At 26.1% G+C, this 21,249-nt stretch carries 8 protein-coding genes; all 8 read left to right on the top strand.

The window, feature by feature from the left end:
• A partial coding sequence (locus tag J7G74_RS02060; protein ID WP_297131255.1) for a discoidin domain-containing protein occupies window positions 1-3,381 on the top strand: 3,381 nt, incomplete at its 5' end.
• A gap of 294 nt (window positions 3,382-3,675) precedes the next feature.
• Complete coding sequence (locus J7G74_RS02055) at window positions 3,676-5,652, top strand: hypothetical protein (protein WP_297131252.1); 1,977 nt, start codon at window positions 3,676-3,678, stop codon at window positions 5,650-5,652.
• Window positions 5,645-7,843 carry an ATP-dependent helicase gene (locus J7G74_RS02050; protein WP_297131249.1) on the top strand — a complete coding sequence of 733 codons (2,199 nt, stop codon included), beginning with the start codon at window positions 5,645-5,647 and terminating at the stop codon, window positions 7,841-7,843. The genes J7G74_RS02055 and J7G74_RS02050 overlap by 8 nt, the downstream gene beginning before the upstream one ends.
• Window positions 7,844-7,848: 5 nt before the next feature.
• Window positions 7,849-8,607, top strand: a complete 759-nt coding sequence (locus J7G74_RS02045; RefSeq protein ID WP_297131245.1) for a PD-(D/E)XK nuclease family protein — start codon at window positions 7,849-7,851, stop codon at window positions 8,605-8,607.
• A complete protein-coding gene (gene addB, locus J7G74_RS02040) occupies window positions 8,597-12,058 on the top strand; it encodes a helicase-exonuclease AddAB subunit AddB (RefSeq protein WP_297131225.1) in 3,462 nt (1,153 codons plus the stop codon). Before J7G74_RS02045 ends, addB begins: the two co-directional genes overlap by 11 nt.
• Entirely contained in the window at window positions 12,058-15,912 is a 3,855-nt protein-coding gene (addA, locus tag J7G74_RS02035) for a helicase-exonuclease AddAB subunit AddA (RefSeq protein WP_297131221.1), read from the top strand. The genes addB and addA overlap by 1 nt, the downstream gene beginning before the upstream one ends.
• 15 nt (window positions 15,913-15,927) lie before the next feature.
• On the top strand, window positions 15,928-17,139 hold the full coding sequence (locus tag J7G74_RS02030) for a metallophosphoesterase family protein (RefSeq protein ID WP_297131218.1): 1,212 nt from the start codon (window positions 15,928-15,930) through the stop codon (window positions 17,137-17,139).
• Window positions 17,126-20,665 carry an SbcC/MukB-like Walker B domain-containing protein gene (locus J7G74_RS02025; RefSeq protein WP_297131216.1) on the top strand — a complete coding sequence of 1,180 codons (3,540 nt, stop codon included), beginning with the start codon at window positions 17,126-17,128 and terminating at the stop codon, window positions 20,663-20,665. The genes J7G74_RS02030 and J7G74_RS02025 overlap by 14 nt, the downstream gene beginning before the upstream one ends.
• Window positions 20,666-21,249 lie beyond the last annotated feature (584 nt).

The raw sequence follows: 21,249 nt of genomic DNA, 5'->3' as shown, positions 1-21,249 counted from the left end.
TTTAAAATATTAACTACTCCACAACCTGAAGTCCCAACTTTTACAAGTGAAGTAATACGTACAACTGATGGATGGAGTATTCATTCTGGAAAAGAATCTGATATGCTAGATGGAGATGAAAATACAGGTGTTCATTATAATGTAAGACAACTAGTAAATCCACAAAATACTACTGTAGCAGGTGACTATGTAGGCGTAAAATTAAGTGAGCCAATAGTTCTTGGCAAAATTAAAATTCTTCAAGGTCCAAATGCTAGCTCAGGAGATTACTTTAAAAATGCTACTTTAGAATACTCTTTAAATGGTGTTGATTACAAAGAAATTAAGCAATGCAAAAATGAGAAGGATATAATAATAGATCTTTCAGATAAAAATATTGAAGCTCAATATATACGTTTAAGAAATAACGAAAATCAAAATACTTGGATTGGATTTAGAGAATTTGAAGTTAATGCAAAAATAGATCATAATGGTAAAGTATATACTAATGTAGAAAAGTACAAAGATCATCCAGCAGATTACTTTGAAGATAATGCTAGCATGGTTGAACTTAGTAATATAACATTAGAAAAAGATCAATATATAGGATTAATGTTGGATCGTATTCATGAACTAACAGAAATAGTTGTAAATGGTAATGGATTAGACAAAGTTACATTACAAGTTTCTAAAAATGGATATGAATGGGTTAATATAGATAGTAAAACATTAACTGAAAATACTAATGCAAAATATGTTCGTTTAATTAATTTAGGAAAATCGGCAGTTACTTTTGATGTAAGTGAATTCAGATTATCATCTAGAGAATTTGGAAAGCCAAAAGTTATAAAAAATAATATGGGACCAATTTATGCTGGTAAATTAGAAGATTTGTTTGACAAAGATCGCACAACGGCTGTACAATTTAACAGAAGTCAAACTAAAGGTGATCATATGATTATTGATTTAGGGCAAGAAATTGACTTAGATAAATTAAAAATAGTAGTTCATGATTCACACAAAGATTATATAAGGGATGGTAAAATTTATGCTTCTACAGATAAAGAAAACTGGGGTGAAGCTGTAGTTACAATTGGAAATCAAGAAGCTAATGCAACAGTTGATGATTCAAATATAAATGACTGTTTCCCTGGACATGAAATTTCCTATAATGTGGCTGAAGGAACTAATATAAATAAAAAAGCTCGTTATCTTAAATTAGAGCTTTCTCAATCTTATGCACACCGATGGACAAGAATAAACGAAATAGAAATAAATGGTGGAGAGTATATTCCATCAATAAATAACCCAACATTTGATTCAAATGTTTCAGATACTGAAAATGGATTGTTTGAATATTTAGTTGATGGTGATATTACTACAATGTATATACCAAGCGCAGATAGCGGATATCTTACATATTCATTATCTAAAAATAACAAAGTAAATCACATTAAAGTAATGCAGAATGCTAAAGTAATTTCAAATGCAAACGTGAGTGCAAGAGTTATGTCTCCAACTAAGGGAGCACAATGGGTGCAATTAGGAACTTTAAATAAAGGGACAAATGAATTTGTATTACCAGAAGGAACTATAATATTAGATATTAAGTTTGAATGGGATGGAGTAGTTCCAAACTTAGTGGAATTAGTATTTAAGTCAGCTGAAGATACAAGTGTTGACAAAGAAGATTTAAAAAAATTAATAGATGAAAATATAGATACTTCAAACTGGACAATTAATTCAGCGAAAGCATATGAAACTGCTATAAAAGTTGGTAAAGAAATTTATGATAATGAATATTCAACACAAGAAGCTGTAAATAGTGCAGTTAAAGAAATAGAAAAAGCAAAAGAAAATCATGAGTTAAGAGCTGATGTTTCTGATTTAGAATCCTTAATAAATGAGAATCTTGATAGTTCTAAATATACAGTTACAACTTGGAAAAAATATCAAAAAGCTTTAAATGCAGCTAAAAAAGCTATGGAGGATGTTGATAATTTATCTCAAAAAGATGTTGATAAATTAGTTGAAGAATTAAATAAAGCTAAAGCTGATTTAGTATACAATCCTGCAAATAGAGAAGAAGCTGAGTTTGTAATAGAAGACATTAATGAATTTATAAAAAATGTACAAAATCCAGAAAAAACTTACACTAAGAATTCATGGGATGCACTATTAAATGCAAAAACAAAGTTAGAAGAATTAATTGAATTAAATAGAACTAAGCCTCAAGATCCAGAACTATTTGAACAAGGTATAAAATCTATAGAAGATTTAAGAAAAGGTTTGGTAGAAATTACTTCACTAGTATTAGAGATAGAAGAATTTGATGCTATATCTGATTCAAGTATTTATACAGAAAAATCTTTCAAAGTATATGAAGATGCAATAACTGTTGGAAAAGAATTACTAGTTGATGGTACTGCTAAAGAAATAGAAGACATAATAGTTGAAATTACTAAAGCTAAAAACAACTTAGAATTTGTAGCTTCAAGTGAAAATATCAAGAAATTTATTGATGAGTTAAAAGCTTTAAATAAAGATAATTATACTACTAATTCATATACAGTATTAATGAATAGAGTAGCTGAGATAGAAAATATGAACTTGGATTCAATGAGTGAAAAAGAATTAGAAGGATATCAAAATGAATTATTAGGACTAAAAAATTCCTTAGTAAATATAGTTGAATTACGTAATGTAGTTAATATGGCTAAAGGGCTTAATTGTGAATGTTATACTCTAGATAGCTATAATGAATTAATAAAACTATTGGATGGCACAGATGATTTATTTGTATCTGGTAAACAAGAAGAAGTAGAAAAATCAGTAGCTAATATTAAAAATGCTATAAATAATCTTGTAATAAGAGTAAATAAGAAGGTGCTTGTTGATTATATTAACAATATAGAAAAGATAGATTTAAGTAAATATACAGAAGAAAGTGTATCTAAATATAATAAAGCATTAGAAGTATTAAAATCTATGTTAGAAAATGTAGAAAATACTAGTGCTAAAGATTTTATAAATGCTAAAGTTGACCTTGAAGCAGCAAAAGAATCTTTAGAATTAAAGCCTGTAAAACCAGCACCAGACACTGATGATGGTAGCAACAGTGGTGGATCTAATAATGAAAATGGTGGAAATAGCGGTAACAATAATGGATCTAACAACGGAAACGGTGGAAATAGTAGCAACAATGGTGAATCTAACAATGGAAACAGTGGGAATAGTAGCAACAACAGTGGATCTAATAATGGAAATGGTGGAAATAATAACATTAATAATGGAGACTCTCCAAAAACTGGCGACTCAAGTATACTATTACCTTCAGGAATATTGTTACTTGCTTTAGGAGCATTATTTGTATATCGTAAAAAATTAAAAGCCACTAAATAATTATAAAAGCTTAATTTCATAGTTAATAATATAAAAATGGATTATACATTTAATTTAATGGTATAATCCATTTTTTTATTGTAAGGAAATTATGACTTATATGATAACTTAAGCAAAAGGAATTTTTTACATACAAGAAATTTATATTGGTTTGCAACTGTGGAAAACTCCTAGATTAAATTTAATGAACTACTAATATGTATAAAAATAAATACAGTGAATGAGTAAAATTTTATAAAGTATTATATAATTAATATAAATGAATTTATGAAAACATAAGAAAAAGGTGATTAAATGAGATATTTATTTAAAGAGGTCGATTTAAACAAGAAAAAAGAAAAACTTTTAAATATATATAAAGATATAATCAAAAAAAATAATTACAGATCTAAAAATATACTATTCATAGTACCAAATGCAATAACAAAGTTAAATTACTTGAGAAGTTTGAATTTAAGATGTAGTGAAGAATTAAAAATAACTACATATAGTCATTTTGTACATAATGAGTTAATTAAGTATTGGCCAATAGTAGCTGAAAACTGTTCAAAAATAAATGGAAATAAGATTAGCCCATCCTTTATATCTCAGAGCTTAAGTGAATATATTTTAATAGATTTTATAAATAAAAAAAGAAATAATGAAAATTATTTTGAAGATATAGTAGGGACAGATAAGGGTATATGCAGAAACATATTAGATAATCTTAGCAAGGCTTGTTTTAATGATATAGATATTCATGCTATAGGAGAAAAAATATATGAATCTAAGAAAAATAAAGATAATTTAATGAGATTTTCTTATAGTCAGATGCAAGAGGTTATAGATTTTTATGTAAATGCATTATTATCTAATTCCATAATAGATAATTCAATTTCTGTATATCTATATAATAATTTTTTATTGAATAATGATTTTTATATTAAAAGATTGAGAGAAGAATACGATTATCTAATTATAGATAGCTTAGAAAGTTCATCTGTAAGTGAAGCTAACTTAATTACAGAGTTAATAGATAATGTAAATGAAACTTATATTTTCTATGATAATAGTAAGGATTACTCATCTTTTAAAAATACGGATATTAAGCATTTAGAAGAAAATATCATTAAAAAATACTTTACTAAAGATGATATAGGCAATAAATTAGAAAAAATAAACCTAATGAAATTATATGAATTTAAAGAATCAAAATATACAGAAGAAATTAAAAATATAAAAGAAGAAATAGAGTTAAAACAAATAGAAGATAGAAAAAAATTAATTGAATTAGATGAAAGTGCTAGTTTATATGATGAAATGATAAACAATTCTGTTGAAAAGATTGAAGAGTTAGTGCATAGGGGAGTGGAGTTAAAGGATATAGCTATAATATCTCCTATAAATAATTCCATATTAGATTATAAAATAAGTAATTTATTAAAACGTAAAAATATTGAAGTAGCAAATACTAAAATAGATAGTAAAATTATGGACCATGCTTACGCAAATGCTTTAGTTGTGGCAACATGTATATTTTATAATTTACAAAGCTTAATAAAAGATGAAGAATATATTAATTTTATTGAGATTATTTTTGGAGTAAATAAGATAAAAGCTCTAAAAATATTCAATAATAGACAAAATGATGAAAATTATATGGACTTAATTCAGTATATACAAAATAAACAAAGTAAAGATATTAAAATAAGTGAATTTTTAATTCAGTTTTATATAGAAAAGATGTTAAATCTTAAGGATGGAAAAACAGAAATAATATCATGTAAAGAAATTATAAAGCAAAGTGAAAGTTTTAGTGATATATTAGATAATTTAGAAATTAAAGATGAAAAAGAGATAGGCCAGGTATTTATTAAGTGCTTAAAAAGCAATATTAATGATTTTTATATGTCTTCCGATATAGAAGATATGAAAAATTCAGATAAAATTATAATTACCACACCATACACTTATATAGGCTCTAATATTAATAGGAAGATACAACTTTGGATAGATATAGGAAGTAATGCTTGGAATATGAGGATAGAAAAAGATATAGCTAATCCATTAGTTCTTAGAAAATCATTCAAAGAGAAGGAAATATATAGTGATGAAATAGAAGAAATTAATAAAAAATATTACCTTTATAATTTAGTATATAATTTGTTAATTAATAGTAAAGAAGTATATGCTTATAAAAGTGAGTATAGTGTAAATGGATTTATGCAGGAAAGTATGTTATATGGCCTTTTACTAAGGTTATTAGATAGAGGAGATAAGGATAATGACTAAGATAAATTATAGGGAAGATCAACTTCCAATAATTCAATATGAAAAAGGTAAAATGGCAGTTCCTGCAGTACCTGGGGCTGGAAAAACTTTTATAGTTACTAATTTAGTTGCAAAATTATTGGAAGAAAAAAAGCAAGGAAAAGGAAAAATTTTGATTTTAACTTATATGAATAGTGCCGTAAATAATTTTAAAGTTAGAATAAAGAAAATATTAGAAGATAAAAAGATAGATGATAAAAATTCATATGAAGTTATGACTATACATTCTTTGGCAGTGAAAATTATAAAAGAAAAGCCAGAAGTTGTTATGCTACATGAAGATTTTAATATTGCTGATGATTTACAAAAAACTATGATACTTAGTGAATGCATAAATAATTTCAGAGCTAATGGAGGCGAAAAAGCTTTTAGATTTTTCTTAAAAGAACAAAAGGACCCCCTATGGCAAGATAGACAATTAGATGCTTGGGAAAATGGATTTTATGATTTAGTTCAAAATACTATTGGAGAACTAAAATACAAAGAAATATCACCACAAAAACTTGATGAAATAATGAGAGAAAATCGTAGAGGTATTTTAAAAATAATTCTTCCTATATATACAGAATATGAAAAGAAATTAAAAAGTCATGGCTTATTAGACTATGATGATTTATTAATTTTAGCTTATAAAGTATTATGTATGGATGAAGAATTAAGAATAAAATATCAAAATAGATATCAATATGTATTTGAAGATGAGTGTCAGGATTCTAATGAAATACAAGGAAAGATAATTAGTTTAATATGTGAAAATCATAATAACCTTGTGAGAGTTGGAGATATAAATCAAAGTATAACAGGAACTTTTTCTTCATCAGATCCTAAGTTTTTTAAGGAATTTATAGACAATAGTGACTATTGTTATAGAATGGACATGTCTAATAGAAGCTCAAAAGATGTTATTAACTTAGCTAATACTTTAGTAAAATATGTAACACAAGATTTAAAAAGTACAGAGTGTAGAGATGCCCTAGAAGAAATGGATATAAAGACAGTTCCTAAAAATATGGGATATAAAGAAAATCCATGTCCTGATAAGTATCAAATAAGCTTAAAATGGTATGAAACATTTGATAAAGAAATAGAACAGACAGTAAAGTTTGTTAGAAATATAAATAAAAAATATCCAGACAAGAGTATAGGCATATTAGTTCCGTACAATAATCATATAAATTTAGTTGCTAAAGAACTTATTAAAGAAGATTTAGAATTTGAAGAACTAGGTCCGAACTCTCTTAGAAAAAGAAGGGTTATAGATAATATAGCATCAATAATAGATTTTATTTTAAATTGTGATAATATAGAAAAATTTATTGAAGTATTAGATAAAGCATATATAAAAACTGAAAATAAAGAAGGTAAGAATGACTTTTTCCAATTAATAAGAGAGAAAAGGTTGACTGTTGAAGAATTATTGTATGATGAGAATAGTAGCAAAGATATAATAATTGACATAGATAGTGACTTATATCAAAGCTTTTTATATGGATTAAAAGCATTAAAAAATATAATAGAATATTCTTTAACTAGAATAGATAAATTGATTCTTTTCATAGGAGACAATATGTCAATTGAAAATCAAGAAAGAGCTATTGTAGACTACTTAGGTTTTTATGTGAAATACTTAATAGCAGACAATAATAAAATAGATTTACAGCAAGTATACAATTTACTATCAGACAGAAAAAATAAGGTTTTTAGTTATATTATAGAAGTTGTAAGTGAAATAAATGGATATGAACCTTATCCAGGAAGTATAACTGTGTGTAATTATCATAAATCAAAAGGGTTAGAGTGGGATTGTGTATTTTTATTGGGAATTACGGAATTTAATTTCCCAGACAATATTTATCAAAAATTTCAATGTGATAGGTGGTATCTAAAAGAAAAATATAAAAATCCAAATGCAAATATAAAGTCAGAAATAGACTTTATTTTAAATGGTGAAATAAACAAAGATTATGGCAAAGAGATTAAAGAAAGTTTAATAAAAGAAAAAATTAGGCTTTTATATGTGGGTATTACAAGGGCAAAAGAAATGTTAATTTTATCAGCAAGCTCTAAAATATCTGCAATAGATAAGAAAAGTCAAAAGCCATCAATTTACTTAAATATATTAAAAAATGTAATAGATAAGAAAGGAGAATGATTTAGATGGATGAAAAATTAAAATATTTTACTTATAGCCAAAACTCATTAAATACTTATAAATCATGTCCTTTTAAATTTAAATACAAATATATAGATAATATAAATTGGAGATATGATGATATTGGAAGTAGAGAATACTATGATAGCTTGAAGTGGGGGCGAGATTTTCACTTACTTTGTGAGAGATATTTTTCTAATATCCCAATAGGAAGTAGTGCTAATGATGATTTTAACAAATGGATGAAAAAAATAGAAAAGCTACTTCCTTTAGATGAAGAAAATCTTTATCTTCCTGAGTATGAAGTAAGATTAAATTTTAATGGAAGAGAAATTTTAGCAAAATTTGACTTAGTTGTAATAAATCAATATAATATAAGTCTTTGGGATTGGAAAACTGAGTCACAGAAGATAAGTTATAAAAATGCATTAAATAGGATGCAAACTAGGGTATATATGTTTTTAGCGGAAGAAGTAATAAGAAAAGAATTATATCCAAATCATAAGATAGAAAATATAAGTATGAATTATTATCAACCAGAGCTGGAAGATGAACCTATAACTATAAGATATAGTAAAGAGATGCATAATGAAAATATAATAAATATATCATCTTATATAGAAAATATTGAAGGAACGGATTTTAGCAATAATATAGATGTCATAAAAAACAAAAAACACTGTAAATATTGTGAGTTTAATAAATTATGTAATAACGAAGATATAAATTATGAAGAATTAGAGGAGGACATATATGGGCCTTAGGTTTGTGTTAGGTAGAGGAGGTATAGGAAAAACTTCCTTTATGCTAGATTCAATAAAGAAAAGAGTACAAGACAACGAAACTAGTCATGTTATTCTTTTAGTTCCAGAACAATACTCATTTGAGATGGAAAAGAAGATGTCTAAACTTTTTTTAGGAGAAGAAAAGGATAAGTATTTAAGAAGTAGAGTATTAAGTTTTAAAACTATGAGTAGTATAGTATTTTCAAAAGTAAGAGGACTTACTGATGTAAATATTAACTCTAGTGGTAGAGCTATGATGATATATAAATCAATTGATAAAATAAGTAATGAACTAAAAGTTTATGCTAAATCATCTACACAGTCAGGATTTGTAGCTTCTATAACAGATATGATTTCAGAATTAAAACAATATAACGTGTCACCAGACATGCTAGAGGCTATATCTGGTGAAGTTGAAAATGAAACCTTAAGATATAAATTGAAAGATATTGCAAAGATTTATGCAGAGTTTGAAAAAAATCTTCATGAAAACTATGTTGATTCTCAGGACATGCTTACATCTTTGGCTGAAAGATTAGAAGAGTGTGAGTATTTTAAGGATAGTTATATTTATATAGATGAGTTTACAGGTTTTACACCTAATCAGTATGGAGTATTAAAAGTATTACTTAAACAAGCAAAGGAAGTTTATATTTCTTTAACTATTGATAGTCTGACTCAATTTACTTATTCAAAAAATGATGCTTTCTCAAGGACTAAATATACTTTTGATAAATTATATAAGATAGCAGCAGAAGAAGGAGTAAAGATTCATACAAATATTAATTTAAATACAGAAGATGTAAAAAGGTTTAAAGATAATGAAGAGCTTCAGCACTTAGAAAAATATTATCATGCTTATCCTTATAAAAAATATGAAAAACAAACTAAGCATATTAAAATAAAAGAATTTAACAATTTATATGATGAGGTAGAACAAGTAGCGAAAGATATTATTCATTTAGTAAGAGATAAAAAAGTAAGATATAAAGATATTACAGTAGCTACAAGGGACTTAAATAGATACGATTTTTTAGTTAAATCAATTTTTAAAGAATATGAAATTCCAAACTTTATTGATGTAAAAAGAGAAGCTAAAAATAATCCTATAATAGTTCTTATATTATCTGCTTTAGAAATGAAAAATAGAAGATACTCTTATGAGACTATGTTCAGATATTTGAAAAGTGGACTTATAGGAGTGGGTAATGAAGAAATAAGTTTGCTAGAAAACTACGTACTTCTTAATGGTATAAAAGGTAAAAAATGGTTTGAAGAAAAATGGTACTACAAAGTAAATCCTAATTACTTAAGTGAAGAAGATGAGTATGACCTAGTTCAAAAAGAAAGAATAAATGCAACTAAAGATAAAGTTCTTGCTCCAATAATATCTTTACAAGAAAAACTTAAAAAACAAAATAAAACTGTGAGAGAAATTTGCCAATATGTATATGAGTTTTTATTAGATATTAATATAGAAGAAACTTTAGAAAAGTTAATAAACAACTTTACTGAAAAAGGAGATTTAGAAATTGCTAATGAATATTCTCAAGTTTGGCAAATAGTAATAGATATATTAGACCAAATGGTGGAACTTATGGGGGATGAAAGAATTTCCCTAGATAAGTTTATGAAACTAATAAGTTTAGGTTTTGATGAATATGAACTTGGATTAGTTCCACCAAGTATGGATCAAGTTCTTGTGAGTAGTATAGATAGGATGAAAAATACGGATACAAAATATTTATACTTAATAGGAACTACTGATGGAATCTTTCCGTTAATATCTAAGGAAAGTGGACTTTTAAGTGATAAAGATAGAGAAAATTTAGGAGAAAAAGGATTAGAGGTTGATATAGACAGCAAGACAAAAACCTATGAAGAGCAGTTTTTAGTTTATAAAGCTTTAACATCAACTAGTGAAAATTTAATTTTAACTTATCCTATCTCAGATCATGAAGGAAAAACTTTAAGACCTTCTATAATAATATCTAGGCTTAAAAAGATTTTCCCTAATATAGATATAAAAAATTATGTCTTAAAAGAGATGGAAAATAGACATGAAGATGTACTAGAAAAAATAACAGTAAAAGCACCTACTTTTAACGAATTAATAAATGCCATAAAAGAGTTTGAAATTAGAGGAGAGATAAATGAAATATGGCTAGATATCTATAGGTATTTCTTAAGTGATGATGAATATAGAAGCAAACTTGAAAAAGTTATTAGTGGACTTAGTTATACTAATCAAGTTGATAAAGTAGAAAAAGACAAAATTAAAAAGTTATATGAAAATAAAAATTTAAGTGTATCTAAACTAGAGAGATATGCTCAGTGTCCTTTCTCATACTTTATTCAATATGGATTAAAAGCTGAGGAAAGAAAAGAGTACTCATTTACAGCCCCAGACTTAGGATCATTTATCCATAAAATACTAGATATTTTCTCTAAATCATTAAATAAAGATAAATTAAATTGGCACGAAATAGATGAAGACTATATAAAAGGTAGAGTATCTCTTATAGTGGATGAAATGATTAATAAGATACCTGGATTCATATTAAATTCTTCAGAAAGATATAAGTATTTAGCCTATAGATTAAAGAAAATGTTAGTTTCAGCTATTAGTATAATATCTATGCAAATAAAACAAGGAAATTTTGAGCCCGTGGATTATGAAGTTAGTTTTAGGAAAAATGGTAAGTATCCACCTATTAAACTTGTATTAGATGATGGAGAAGAAGTAACTTTAGTTGGGCAAATAGATAGAATCGATGAATTAGAAAAAGATGATAGTAGATATATTCGTATTATAGATTATAAATCAGGAGATAAATCAATTAGTTTAACAGAAGTATATTATGGATTACAATTGCAACTACTAGTATACTTAGATGCAATAATTGAAAGTGATAGACATAAAAAACAAAACATTAAACCAGCTGCCATTTTATATAACAGAATAGATAATCCTATTGTAAAAAGTAATGAAGATCAAAAAGATGCAGTTATAACAGAAGAAATATTAAAGAAACTTAGAATGAGTGGCTTAGTTGTAAAAAATCCAGATATTATAGGACAAATGGATCTATCACTTAAAGAAGGAGAAAGAAAAACTTCTTTAGTAATACCAGCAAGTTTTGATAAAAATGGGAATGTGGGTAGATATACTAAAGGTGTAACAGACAGTGAATTTGATATTCTTAGAGAATATGTAAAATATGAAGTCAAAGAATTATGTGAAAGAATGGTAGGAGGAGATATAAGTATATTACCTTGTAAAAATAAAAATGGAACTTCATGTGATTTTTGTTCTTACTCAGTAATATGCCAATTTGATTCTACTATAAGAGGAAATCAATACACAATTCTTAATGATAAAAGTGATGAAGAAGTAATTAAATTAATGGAGAAGGAGGTAAATAAATAGTGAGCTCACCAAAATGGACAAGTGAACAACAAGAAGTAATAGATAGTAGAGATTGTAATTTATTAGTAGCAGCTGCTGCTGGATCGGGAAAAACAGCAGTACTAGTTGAAAGAATTATACAAATGATAACAGACAAAGTAAAACCTATAGATATAGATAGCTTGCTAGTAGTTACCTTCACTAATGCAGCTGCATCAGAAATGAGAGAGAGAATAGGTGATGCAATAGGTAAAGCATTAGAAGATAATCCAGAAGATTCACACTTACAAAATCAGTTAGTTTTACTAAATAAGGCTAGTATAACTACAATACACTCTTTCTGTTTAGAAGTTATTAAATCAAATTTCCACAAAATCGATTTAGATCCTAACTTTAGGATTGGTGATGAGACTGAATGTACAATATTAAAGTTAGAAACTATCGAAGAAGTCTTTGAAGAGTTTTATGAGAAAAAAGAAGAAGATTTTTATAGCTTAGTGGAAAGCTACAGTGAAAAAAGAGGAGATACTAATTTACAACAAATGGTACTTAGTATTTATTCTTTTGTAATGTCAGCGCCATATCCCATTAAATGGTTAGAAGATAGTGTAAAAGATTTTGAAATAGATGATAATTTTGATTTTTCTACTTCTAAATGGGCGAAAATAATATTAGATACAGTAAAGATTCAATTAAGTGGTATTGTGCTTAATTTTGAAAAAGCTTTGGAAATGGTAGAAGGAATTGAAGAATTAGAAACTTTTACGGATAAATTAAAAATAGAGTATAGAATGATAAAAAATATTTTTGATAGCTGTAATGAATCTTGGGAAAGTTCTTATAGAACTTTTTGTTCTTTAGAATTTGAAAATTATGTTAAAGGTGTTAAGAGAATTCCTAAAGGTGCAGAGGAATATATAAAAGATAGCAAAGATAAAGCGAAAAAGATTAGAGATGATGCAAAAAAATCTTTAGAAGCTATGCAAAGTTCTACTTTTAACAAGGATATATCAAGTTTAAATAAAGAAATAGAGATGTTATACCCTGTGATAAATGCTTTAAGTAGAGTAATACTTAGATTTATAGAACTGTATAGCCAAAGAAAAAGAGAAAAAGGAATTATAGATTTTAATGATATAGAACATTTTGCTTTAGATATTTTAACTAATACAGATGAAGATGGAAAAATAACTCCTTCAGATGTGGCCCTTGAGTACAGAGAGAAGTTCTATGAAATATTTATAGATGAGTATCAAGATAGTAACTATGTTCAAGAAGTTTTACTTAGTACAATCGCAAAAATTGAAACTCCAAATAGATTTATGGTTGGTGATGTTAAGCAAAGTATTTATAGATTTAGACAAGCCAAACCAGAAATTTTCTTGGAAAAATATGCTGCTTATGATACAAAAAAAGGAAGCAAAGAAAGAAAAATAATGCTTTATAAAAATTTTAGAAGTAGAAAAGAAGTAATAGATAGCTGTAACTATGTTTTTGAAAATATAATGAGTAAGAACATTGGTGAAATTGAATATACAAAAGAAGAAGCACTAAACTTAGGAGCATCCTTTAAAGAAGTTGAAGATGAAGAGATAATAGTAGGAGGACCTACTGAAATTCATCTTATGGAAAAAGATAATAAAAAAGGTGAAGATATCAACTCTGATGATGAAAATATAGAAGAAGAATTAGATAATATACAATTAGAAGCTCGTATGGTGGGTAAAATAATAAAAGAATTAATGTCACCAGGAGAAGACAAAAAAGTATACAAAGTATATGATAAGAAGCTTGATGATTATAGAATGGTTGATTTTAAAGATATAGTAATACTTCTTAGAGCTACATCTGCTTGGGCACCAGTATTTGCTGATGAATTAATAAATATGGGTATACCAACTTATGCAGATACGGGAATGGGATATTTTGATATTATAGAAATTAAAACAGTAATGGCATTTTTAAGAGTTATAGATAATCCAATGCAAGATATATCTCTACTTGCTGTTTTAAAATCACCAATACTTCCATGTACTTCATTTACACCAGAAGATTTTATTGATATAAGATTAGAAAATAGTAATTCCAGTTTATATGAGTGTATAGTGATGATAAGTGAAACTGAAGAGGAAGAAAAACAAGTAGTAGCAGAAAAATGTAGAAGATTTTTACATGATTTACAAGAATACAAAGAAAAATCTCTTTATATGAGCACAGATGAATTTTTATGGTATTTATATATGAATAGTGGCTACTATGCTTATGTAGGAGCTTTACCAAGTGGAAGTCAAAGACAAGCCAACTTAAAGATTTTATTTGAAAGAGCGAAACAATTTGAAGAAACAAGTTTCAAAGGTATTTTCAACTTTGTTAACTTTATAGATAAAATTAAAAAATCTAATTCAGATATGGGTAGTGCAAAGACACTTGGTGAAAATGCTAATGTTGTAAGAATTATGAGTATACATAAGAGTAAAGGGCTAGAATTTCCTATAGTATTTTGTTCAGCAATGAGCAAAAACTTTAATACTCAAGATTTTAAAAAAGATATGTTATATCATTATGAGTTAGGATTTGGACCACAATTAGTAGATATAGATAGGAGAATTTCTTATCCAAGTATTGCAAAAGAAGCATTAAAAAATAAAATTAACTTAGAAAATCTTTCAGAAGAGATGAGAATCTTATATGTTGCTTTAACTAGAGCAAAAGAAAAATTAATAATTACTGGCTCTACTAAAGATATTCCAGCAACTTTAGTTAAGTGGGGGAAAAATTTAGATGGAGATAATCCAGTTTCACAGTATGATGTATTAAAAGCGAAGAATTATTTAGATTGGATAATGCCTTCTGTTTTAAAACATAAAGATTTCAAAGAACTTAGAAATGAATATGGAATTGAAGTCATATCTCAATCAAATCACGATTCAAAATGGAGCTTTAATGCTTGGAGTAAAGATGATGTGGTTGTAGAAGAAAAAGCAGAAGAATTAGATTTAGAAACTTTATTAAATCAGATGGAAAGTGAAGAGAAGGGGTCTGATTATATAGAAGAAATAGAAGAAAAATTAAATTATAAGTATCCATTTAAAGAAAGTGTAAAAGTATCTGCAAGTATATCTGTTTCGGAAATTAAAAAGATGCAAAGCCAACATGAAGAAGATTTCTCAGAAAATATATATGAAGATATAGGTATATATGATGATGGAGAAGGAATAGAGGATGAAATTGTATCTGAAGAAGTTTTATCTAATGATGAAAATAGTGAAGTTGGAGTAAATAAAATAACTCTTAAAAAACCTTTATTTATACAAGAAAGTCAGGAGAAAGATAAAATAACACCTCAAGAAAGAGGAACAATAGTTCATTTAGTAATGGAAGTTTTAGACTTAAGCAAAATAAAAACTATAGACCAAATAAGAGAACAGATAAAAGAACTTATAAAAAGAGATATAATAACTGAAAAACAATCAGTAGTTATTAATCCTTTTAAAATATATAAATTCTTCAGATCTAGGGTAGGAAAAAGAATGTTATCATCTCATTTTGTGAAAAGAGAGCAAACTATATACTCCCAGATTAAGATGAATGATATTTATTTAAATAATGAAGATATACAAAATAATAGAGCTATATATGATGAGGAAAGTCTAATGTTAAGGGGTATAATAGATTTATACTTTGAAGAAGATGATGAAATAGTAATCGTAGACTATAAAACGGATTATGTAGATGATGAAAATAAATCTAGTGTTATAGATAGATATAGAAAACAGTTGGATTTATATGGGGAGGCTCTGACGAAATTAACTGGTAAAAAAGTGAAGGAAAAACACTTATATTTATTTAATATAGATGAAGAAGTTAAATTATAAAAATTAGGAGGGCCTATGAGATTTATTCATACATCAGATTGGCATATAGGAAAAAACCTAGAAGGCCATTCTAGATTAGAAGAACAAGAAAAATTTTGCAATGATTTTATCAAAATAGTAGAAGAAAATGATATAGATATGGTAATTATAGCTGGAGATATTTATGATACTTCAAATCCTCCAGCTGGAGCTGAGACTCTATTTTATAAAACAGTTTGTAAACTAGCTAATGACGGAAAGAGATGTGTATTAGTAATTGCAGGTAACCATGATAATCCAGAAAGGTTATCTGCTGTTACACCTTTAGCTACTGAACAGGGAATAATAATTTTAGGATATCCTTTAAGTAAAGCAATAGAAAGAAAATATAAAGGTTTTGAAATAGTTGAAGCTAAAGAAGGATGTCTAAAAATAAATATAAATGGTGAGAAGGCTACAATCATAACATTACCTTATCCAAGTGAAAAAAGATTAAATGATGCTATAAAAAATGTTGAAAGTGATGAAGAACTACAAAGAAGCTATTCTTCCAAAGTAGGAGATATATTTAGACAGTTAGAAGAAAATTTTGAAGATGATAGTATAAATATAGCTGTGTCACACTTATATGTGGCAGGTGGAGATCCCTCTGATTCAGAAAGACAAATTCAGCTTGGAGGAAGTCTTACAGTAGACAAGCAAGACTTACCACAAAATGCTCAATATATAGCTTTAGGACATTTACATAAACCACAAAAAGCATCTGAAAGATTAAATGTTTACTATTCGGGATCACCTTTGCAATATAGTAAAAAAGAAAGAATTTATGCTAAAGGAGCAAATATAGTAGATATTAAAGCTGGAGAAAAACCAGAAATAAAGTCTATATACTTTAATAACTATAAACCAATTGAAGTTTTTAAATGTAATGGAATAGAAGAAGCTTTACAAGTATGTGAAGAAAATAAAGACAGAGAAATTTGGGCTTATTTTGAAATAAAGACTGATGAGGTTATAAGTCAGTCTAATCTTAAAAAGATGAAAGAATATCTTAAAGACATTGTTGAGATAAAACCAATAATTACTTCTGACTATGAATATGAAGAAATTGATATAAAAGAAAAATCTATGGGACAGTTATTTAGTGAATTTTATAAATTCAGGGAAAAATGTGAACCAAGAGGAGAAATCATGGATTTATTCTTAAATCTAGTTAGCAAAGAAGGTGAAGAAGATGAGACCTATTAGATTAGAGTTAAGTGGATTAAATAGTTATATAGATAAGCAAGTGATAGATTTTGAAAAGCTAACATCTAGAGGACTATTTGGTATTTTCGGAAATACTGGTAGTGGTAAATCTACTATATTAGATGCCATAACTATTGCACTATATGGAGATATATCTAGAAAAACTACAGACTATATAAATTCAAACTGTGATAAAGCTATTGTAAAATATGAATTTGAAATAGGAAGTAAAAATAATAGAAAAAGATATTATGTTGAAAGAACGATAAAAACAAATAATACAGGGGGAACTAAAACTTCTCGTGTTCTTCTTGGCGAAATAAAAGATGATGGAGATATATTAGTTCTTGCTGATAAAGTAGGAGAGGTTAAAAATAAGATACATGATATAATAGGCTTAACTTCAGAGGACTTTACTAGATCTGTAGTTCTTCCTCAAGGAAAATTTAGTGAATTTTTAAAATTACAAGATGGTACTAGAAGGAAGATGCTTGAAAGAATATTTAATCTTGAAAAATATGGAGAACAACTTTCCAATAAAGTAAAAGATAAAAGAAAAATAATAAAAGCTCAATCTGATAATTTAGAAGGTCAGCTTACTACATTTATAGAAAGTAAGGGAATATCTGAAGAATTATATGAAAAAGTAAAAGAAGAATTAGAAGAAACCATAAATCTTGAAAAAGAAAAGCATATAGAGTTAGACAAAGAAGAAAAAGAACTAGAAATAAGTAAGGTAATTATAGAAAATCAAAGATATTTACAAAAATATAGTGAGAGAAAAAAAGAATTAGACTTATTAGAAAAAGAGATTAATTTAAAGAGGGAACAATTAGATAGAAATGATAAGGCCGAAAATATTATTCCTCATATTAATGATATAAAACTATTAGAAAAAGATATAAATGAAAATGCCTGTGAAGTTGAAAAATTAGATGTTATTATAGGAAATTTGAAAAAAGAAATTGATTTATTATCAAAAAGATATGATGAAGCTTACAAAGAAAAAAATGAAAAACTACCTATATTAATAGAAGAAAGAAGTAAACTTCAAAGGGGGATTGAATTAGAAGAAAAAGTAGAAAATTTATACTCTAAAATAAAAGAACTTAAAGTAGAAATTGAAAATTATGATAGTAATAAATATGATTTAGAAAAAGAACTTCAAGATTTAGATAATCAAATTAGCAGTAAGTATAAAAAAATTCAAGACAATAGAAGCCTTGTTGAAAGTTTAAGTATAAGTGCTGAGTTAAAAGAAAATATATTTGCTGCTCATACTAAAGAAGACGAATTAAAGAAATTAAGTTTTGAAAAGGAAGAAAAATATAAATCATTAAAAGAAGTGGAGAAAAGGCTAGAAGGATTAAAGCTTAAAAATATAAATATTGAAAAAAATAAATCTTCTATGGAAGAAAAATTAAAAAGATTAATGGAGAAACAAGAATCTTTAGAAAGAAATTTCCCAGGTGATAATAAACTAGTTTTAAGAGAAAAAGAGAACTTACATAATTTAAAATCAAAACTAGAAAATATTAAAGACTATGAAACTCAAATTAAAAATATAAAAGACGAATTAAATAAAAATGAAAAAATAAAATTTGAGAATAATAGAAACCTAAAAGAATCTGCTGATAAAGTTGAAAGATTAAGTAAAAACTTAGAAGATTTGAAAGAAGAGCAAGAAAAATTAGCTTATTTAAATATGGCTTCATATTTAAGAGAAAAGCTAGAAGAAAATGAACCATGTCCAGTTTGTGGTTCGATTCATCATGAAAAAACTTATTATAATAATAATTATGAAGAAGCCAAATTAGTAGATGAAAAAATTAAAAAAGTGGAAACTGATTTAAATAGAGAAAAATCATTTTATGAAGAGTTTTCTTTAAGAAATAGAGAAATTACTTCTATAGAAAATATAAAACAAAAAAGTTTAGGTGAATTAGAAAATAAACTTGGAGATTATTCGTCTTTTACATTAGAAAAAGAAATAGATATAAAACAAAAAGAGTTAAAAATTTTAGAAGAGAAAGTTAATTCATGGGAAGAAGATAAAAATAAAACTATTGAAGAACTTTATAATATAAAAGATGAAAAAAATGAGATAGAAAAAGAAGAAGTTAAGATAAAAGAAAATTTAAACTCTGATACTAAATTAAAAAATGAATTAAACGAAAAAATAGATAACTTAAAAAGGAATTATGATGATCTTAATATAGAATACTTAAGCTTAAAATCAAAGGTAAAAGTAAGTGATTTATCTTCAAAAGTCAAAGAAATAAATGAAAATGAAAAGAAGGTAGAGAAGCTTAATAAAGAAGTATCAGACCTTAATAAAGAAAAAGAGCTACTAGATAATGAATTAAAAGAAAAGAATAGTACTTTTAATGAGATCGATAAGAAACTTTCTAATTTAGTTCAGCTTAGAGATACAAAATATAAAGAATTAAAAGGATATGAAGATGAGCTTAATAGAATTGCGAAAGGTATTTCTTGTGAAAAATTATTAAAAGAAACTTTAGATAATATTGATAGAATTGTTAATAATGAAGAATCATTAAGAAATGAACTTAATGATAAGAAATGTAATTATGAAGATAATGCTAAAATAAAGAGTAGTAAAGATGGAATATTATCTCAAGCTAAAAAGCAATTAGATAGTAAAAATCAAACTTTAACTAATTTATTAGTAGAAAATAAATTTGACTCTACAAATACTGTTGAAAAATCACTTTTAAAAGAAGAGGATAAAAATAAATTTAAAGATGAAATAGAAAAATATAATGAAGAAATAAAATATGTAACTTTAAAGATTGAAGATTATGATAAAAAGCTAGATGGAAGAAGCATAAAAGAAGAAGACTTCCAAGAATTACAACTTTCTATTAATAATCTAAAAAGCGATATAGCAAAACTTAGAACTAATATTGGTTCAAAAGAAAATGAACTAGAAAATATAGAAAAATCTTTAGAGTCAATGAAAGATTTAAGAAAAGAAATAAAAAAGGTAAAACATGAATTATCATTATTAGAAGAGATAAATAAATTAATCATGGGCAATAAATTTGTAGAATTTGTGGCTACAAATCAACTTAAATATATTGCCTTAGAAGCATCAAAACGATTAAACTCAATAACAAGAGGAAGATATGCTTTAGAAATAGATGAAAATCTTAACTTTATAATGAGAGATAATATGAATGGTGGTCAAAGGAGAAGTGTTGATTCATTATCTGGAGGAGAAACTTTCTTAACATCATTATCACTGGCCCTTGCTCTATCTTCTCAAATACAGCTTAAAGGAAATAGTCCTTTAGAATTTTTCTTCTTAGATGAAGGATTTGGTTCTTTAGATACAGAGTTATTAGATGTGGTAATGGAATCCCTTGAAAATCTTCATAGTGATAAATTAAGTGTAGGTATTATAAGTCACGTGGAGGAACTTAAAAATAGAGTGCCAGTTAAACTTTTAGTGAGCTCATGTGATGTTGGTAAAGGATCTAGAGTAAGAATAGAGTATAGTTAGAATTACATTAATAAAAATTAATAAAGAATAGAAATTATTTAAATATAGTAATGTAGATATAGGATATAAATTTATTCTATATCTTTTTTTACTATATAGAAAGTTAAAATGGAAAAAAGTAAAAAAAGAGGCACCTACTGGGGGAATAGTAGATGCCTTAAAAAATATATACTTATTAGGGGGAGAGATATATAATTTCCGCTCTCATATATAATTATTTCCATGTTTGAAAATTTATATACAACTTTTTTAAAAGCTCAGAAACAAATATCAATTAAGGAGTAACAACAAATTATTATTGTATTAAGAAAGACTTTCCGACAGCCTTTCTTAATAATACTATATGTAAATATGCATAAAATGACACAAAATGATAAAAAATAATATATTTTTTATGTAATAATTTTGTGAATTTAAAATAATATAAGTAATATAAATCAATATTATACTAGATATAATATTTAATTATTTTAGCACAAAATGGATATAATACTTTTGATGGCTCTATATAAGATTATGCAATTTAAATTAATGTAGGATTATGCTATAATATTTTATAATACAAAATATACAATTAGGAGAGT

Origin of the sequence: Terrisporobacter sp., assembly GCF_017888745.1 — a bacterium.
Taxonomy (GTDB): domain Bacteria; phylum Bacillota; class Clostridia; order Peptostreptococcales; family Peptostreptococcaceae; genus Terrisporobacter.
This window is presented reverse-complemented; position numbering and strand designations above follow the sequence as displayed.

Excerpts from the sequence above, each read along its gene's own strand:
- addB (WP_297131225.1), top strand. The coding sequence starts at position 8,597 with ATGGGCCTTAGGTTTGTGTTAGGTAGAGGAGGTATAGGAAAAACTTCC.
- J7G74_RS02050 (WP_297131249.1), top strand. The coding sequence starts at position 5,645 with ATGACTAAGATAAATTATAGGGAAGATCAACTTCCAATAATTCAATAT.
- J7G74_RS02025 (WP_297131216.1), top strand. The coding sequence starts at position 17,126 with ATGAGACCTATTAGATTAGAGTTAAGTGGATTAAATAGTTATATAGAT.
- J7G74_RS02030 (WP_297131218.1), top strand. The coding sequence starts at position 15,928 with ATGAGATTTATTCATACATCAGATTGGCATATAGGAAAAAACCTAGAA.
- J7G74_RS02055 (WP_297131252.1), top strand. The coding sequence starts at position 3,676 with ATGAGATATTTATTTAAAGAGGTCGATTTAAACAAGAAAAAAGAAAAA.
- J7G74_RS02045 (WP_297131245.1), top strand. The coding sequence starts at position 7,849 with ATGGATGAAAAATTAAAATATTTTACTTATAGCCAAAACTCATTAAAT.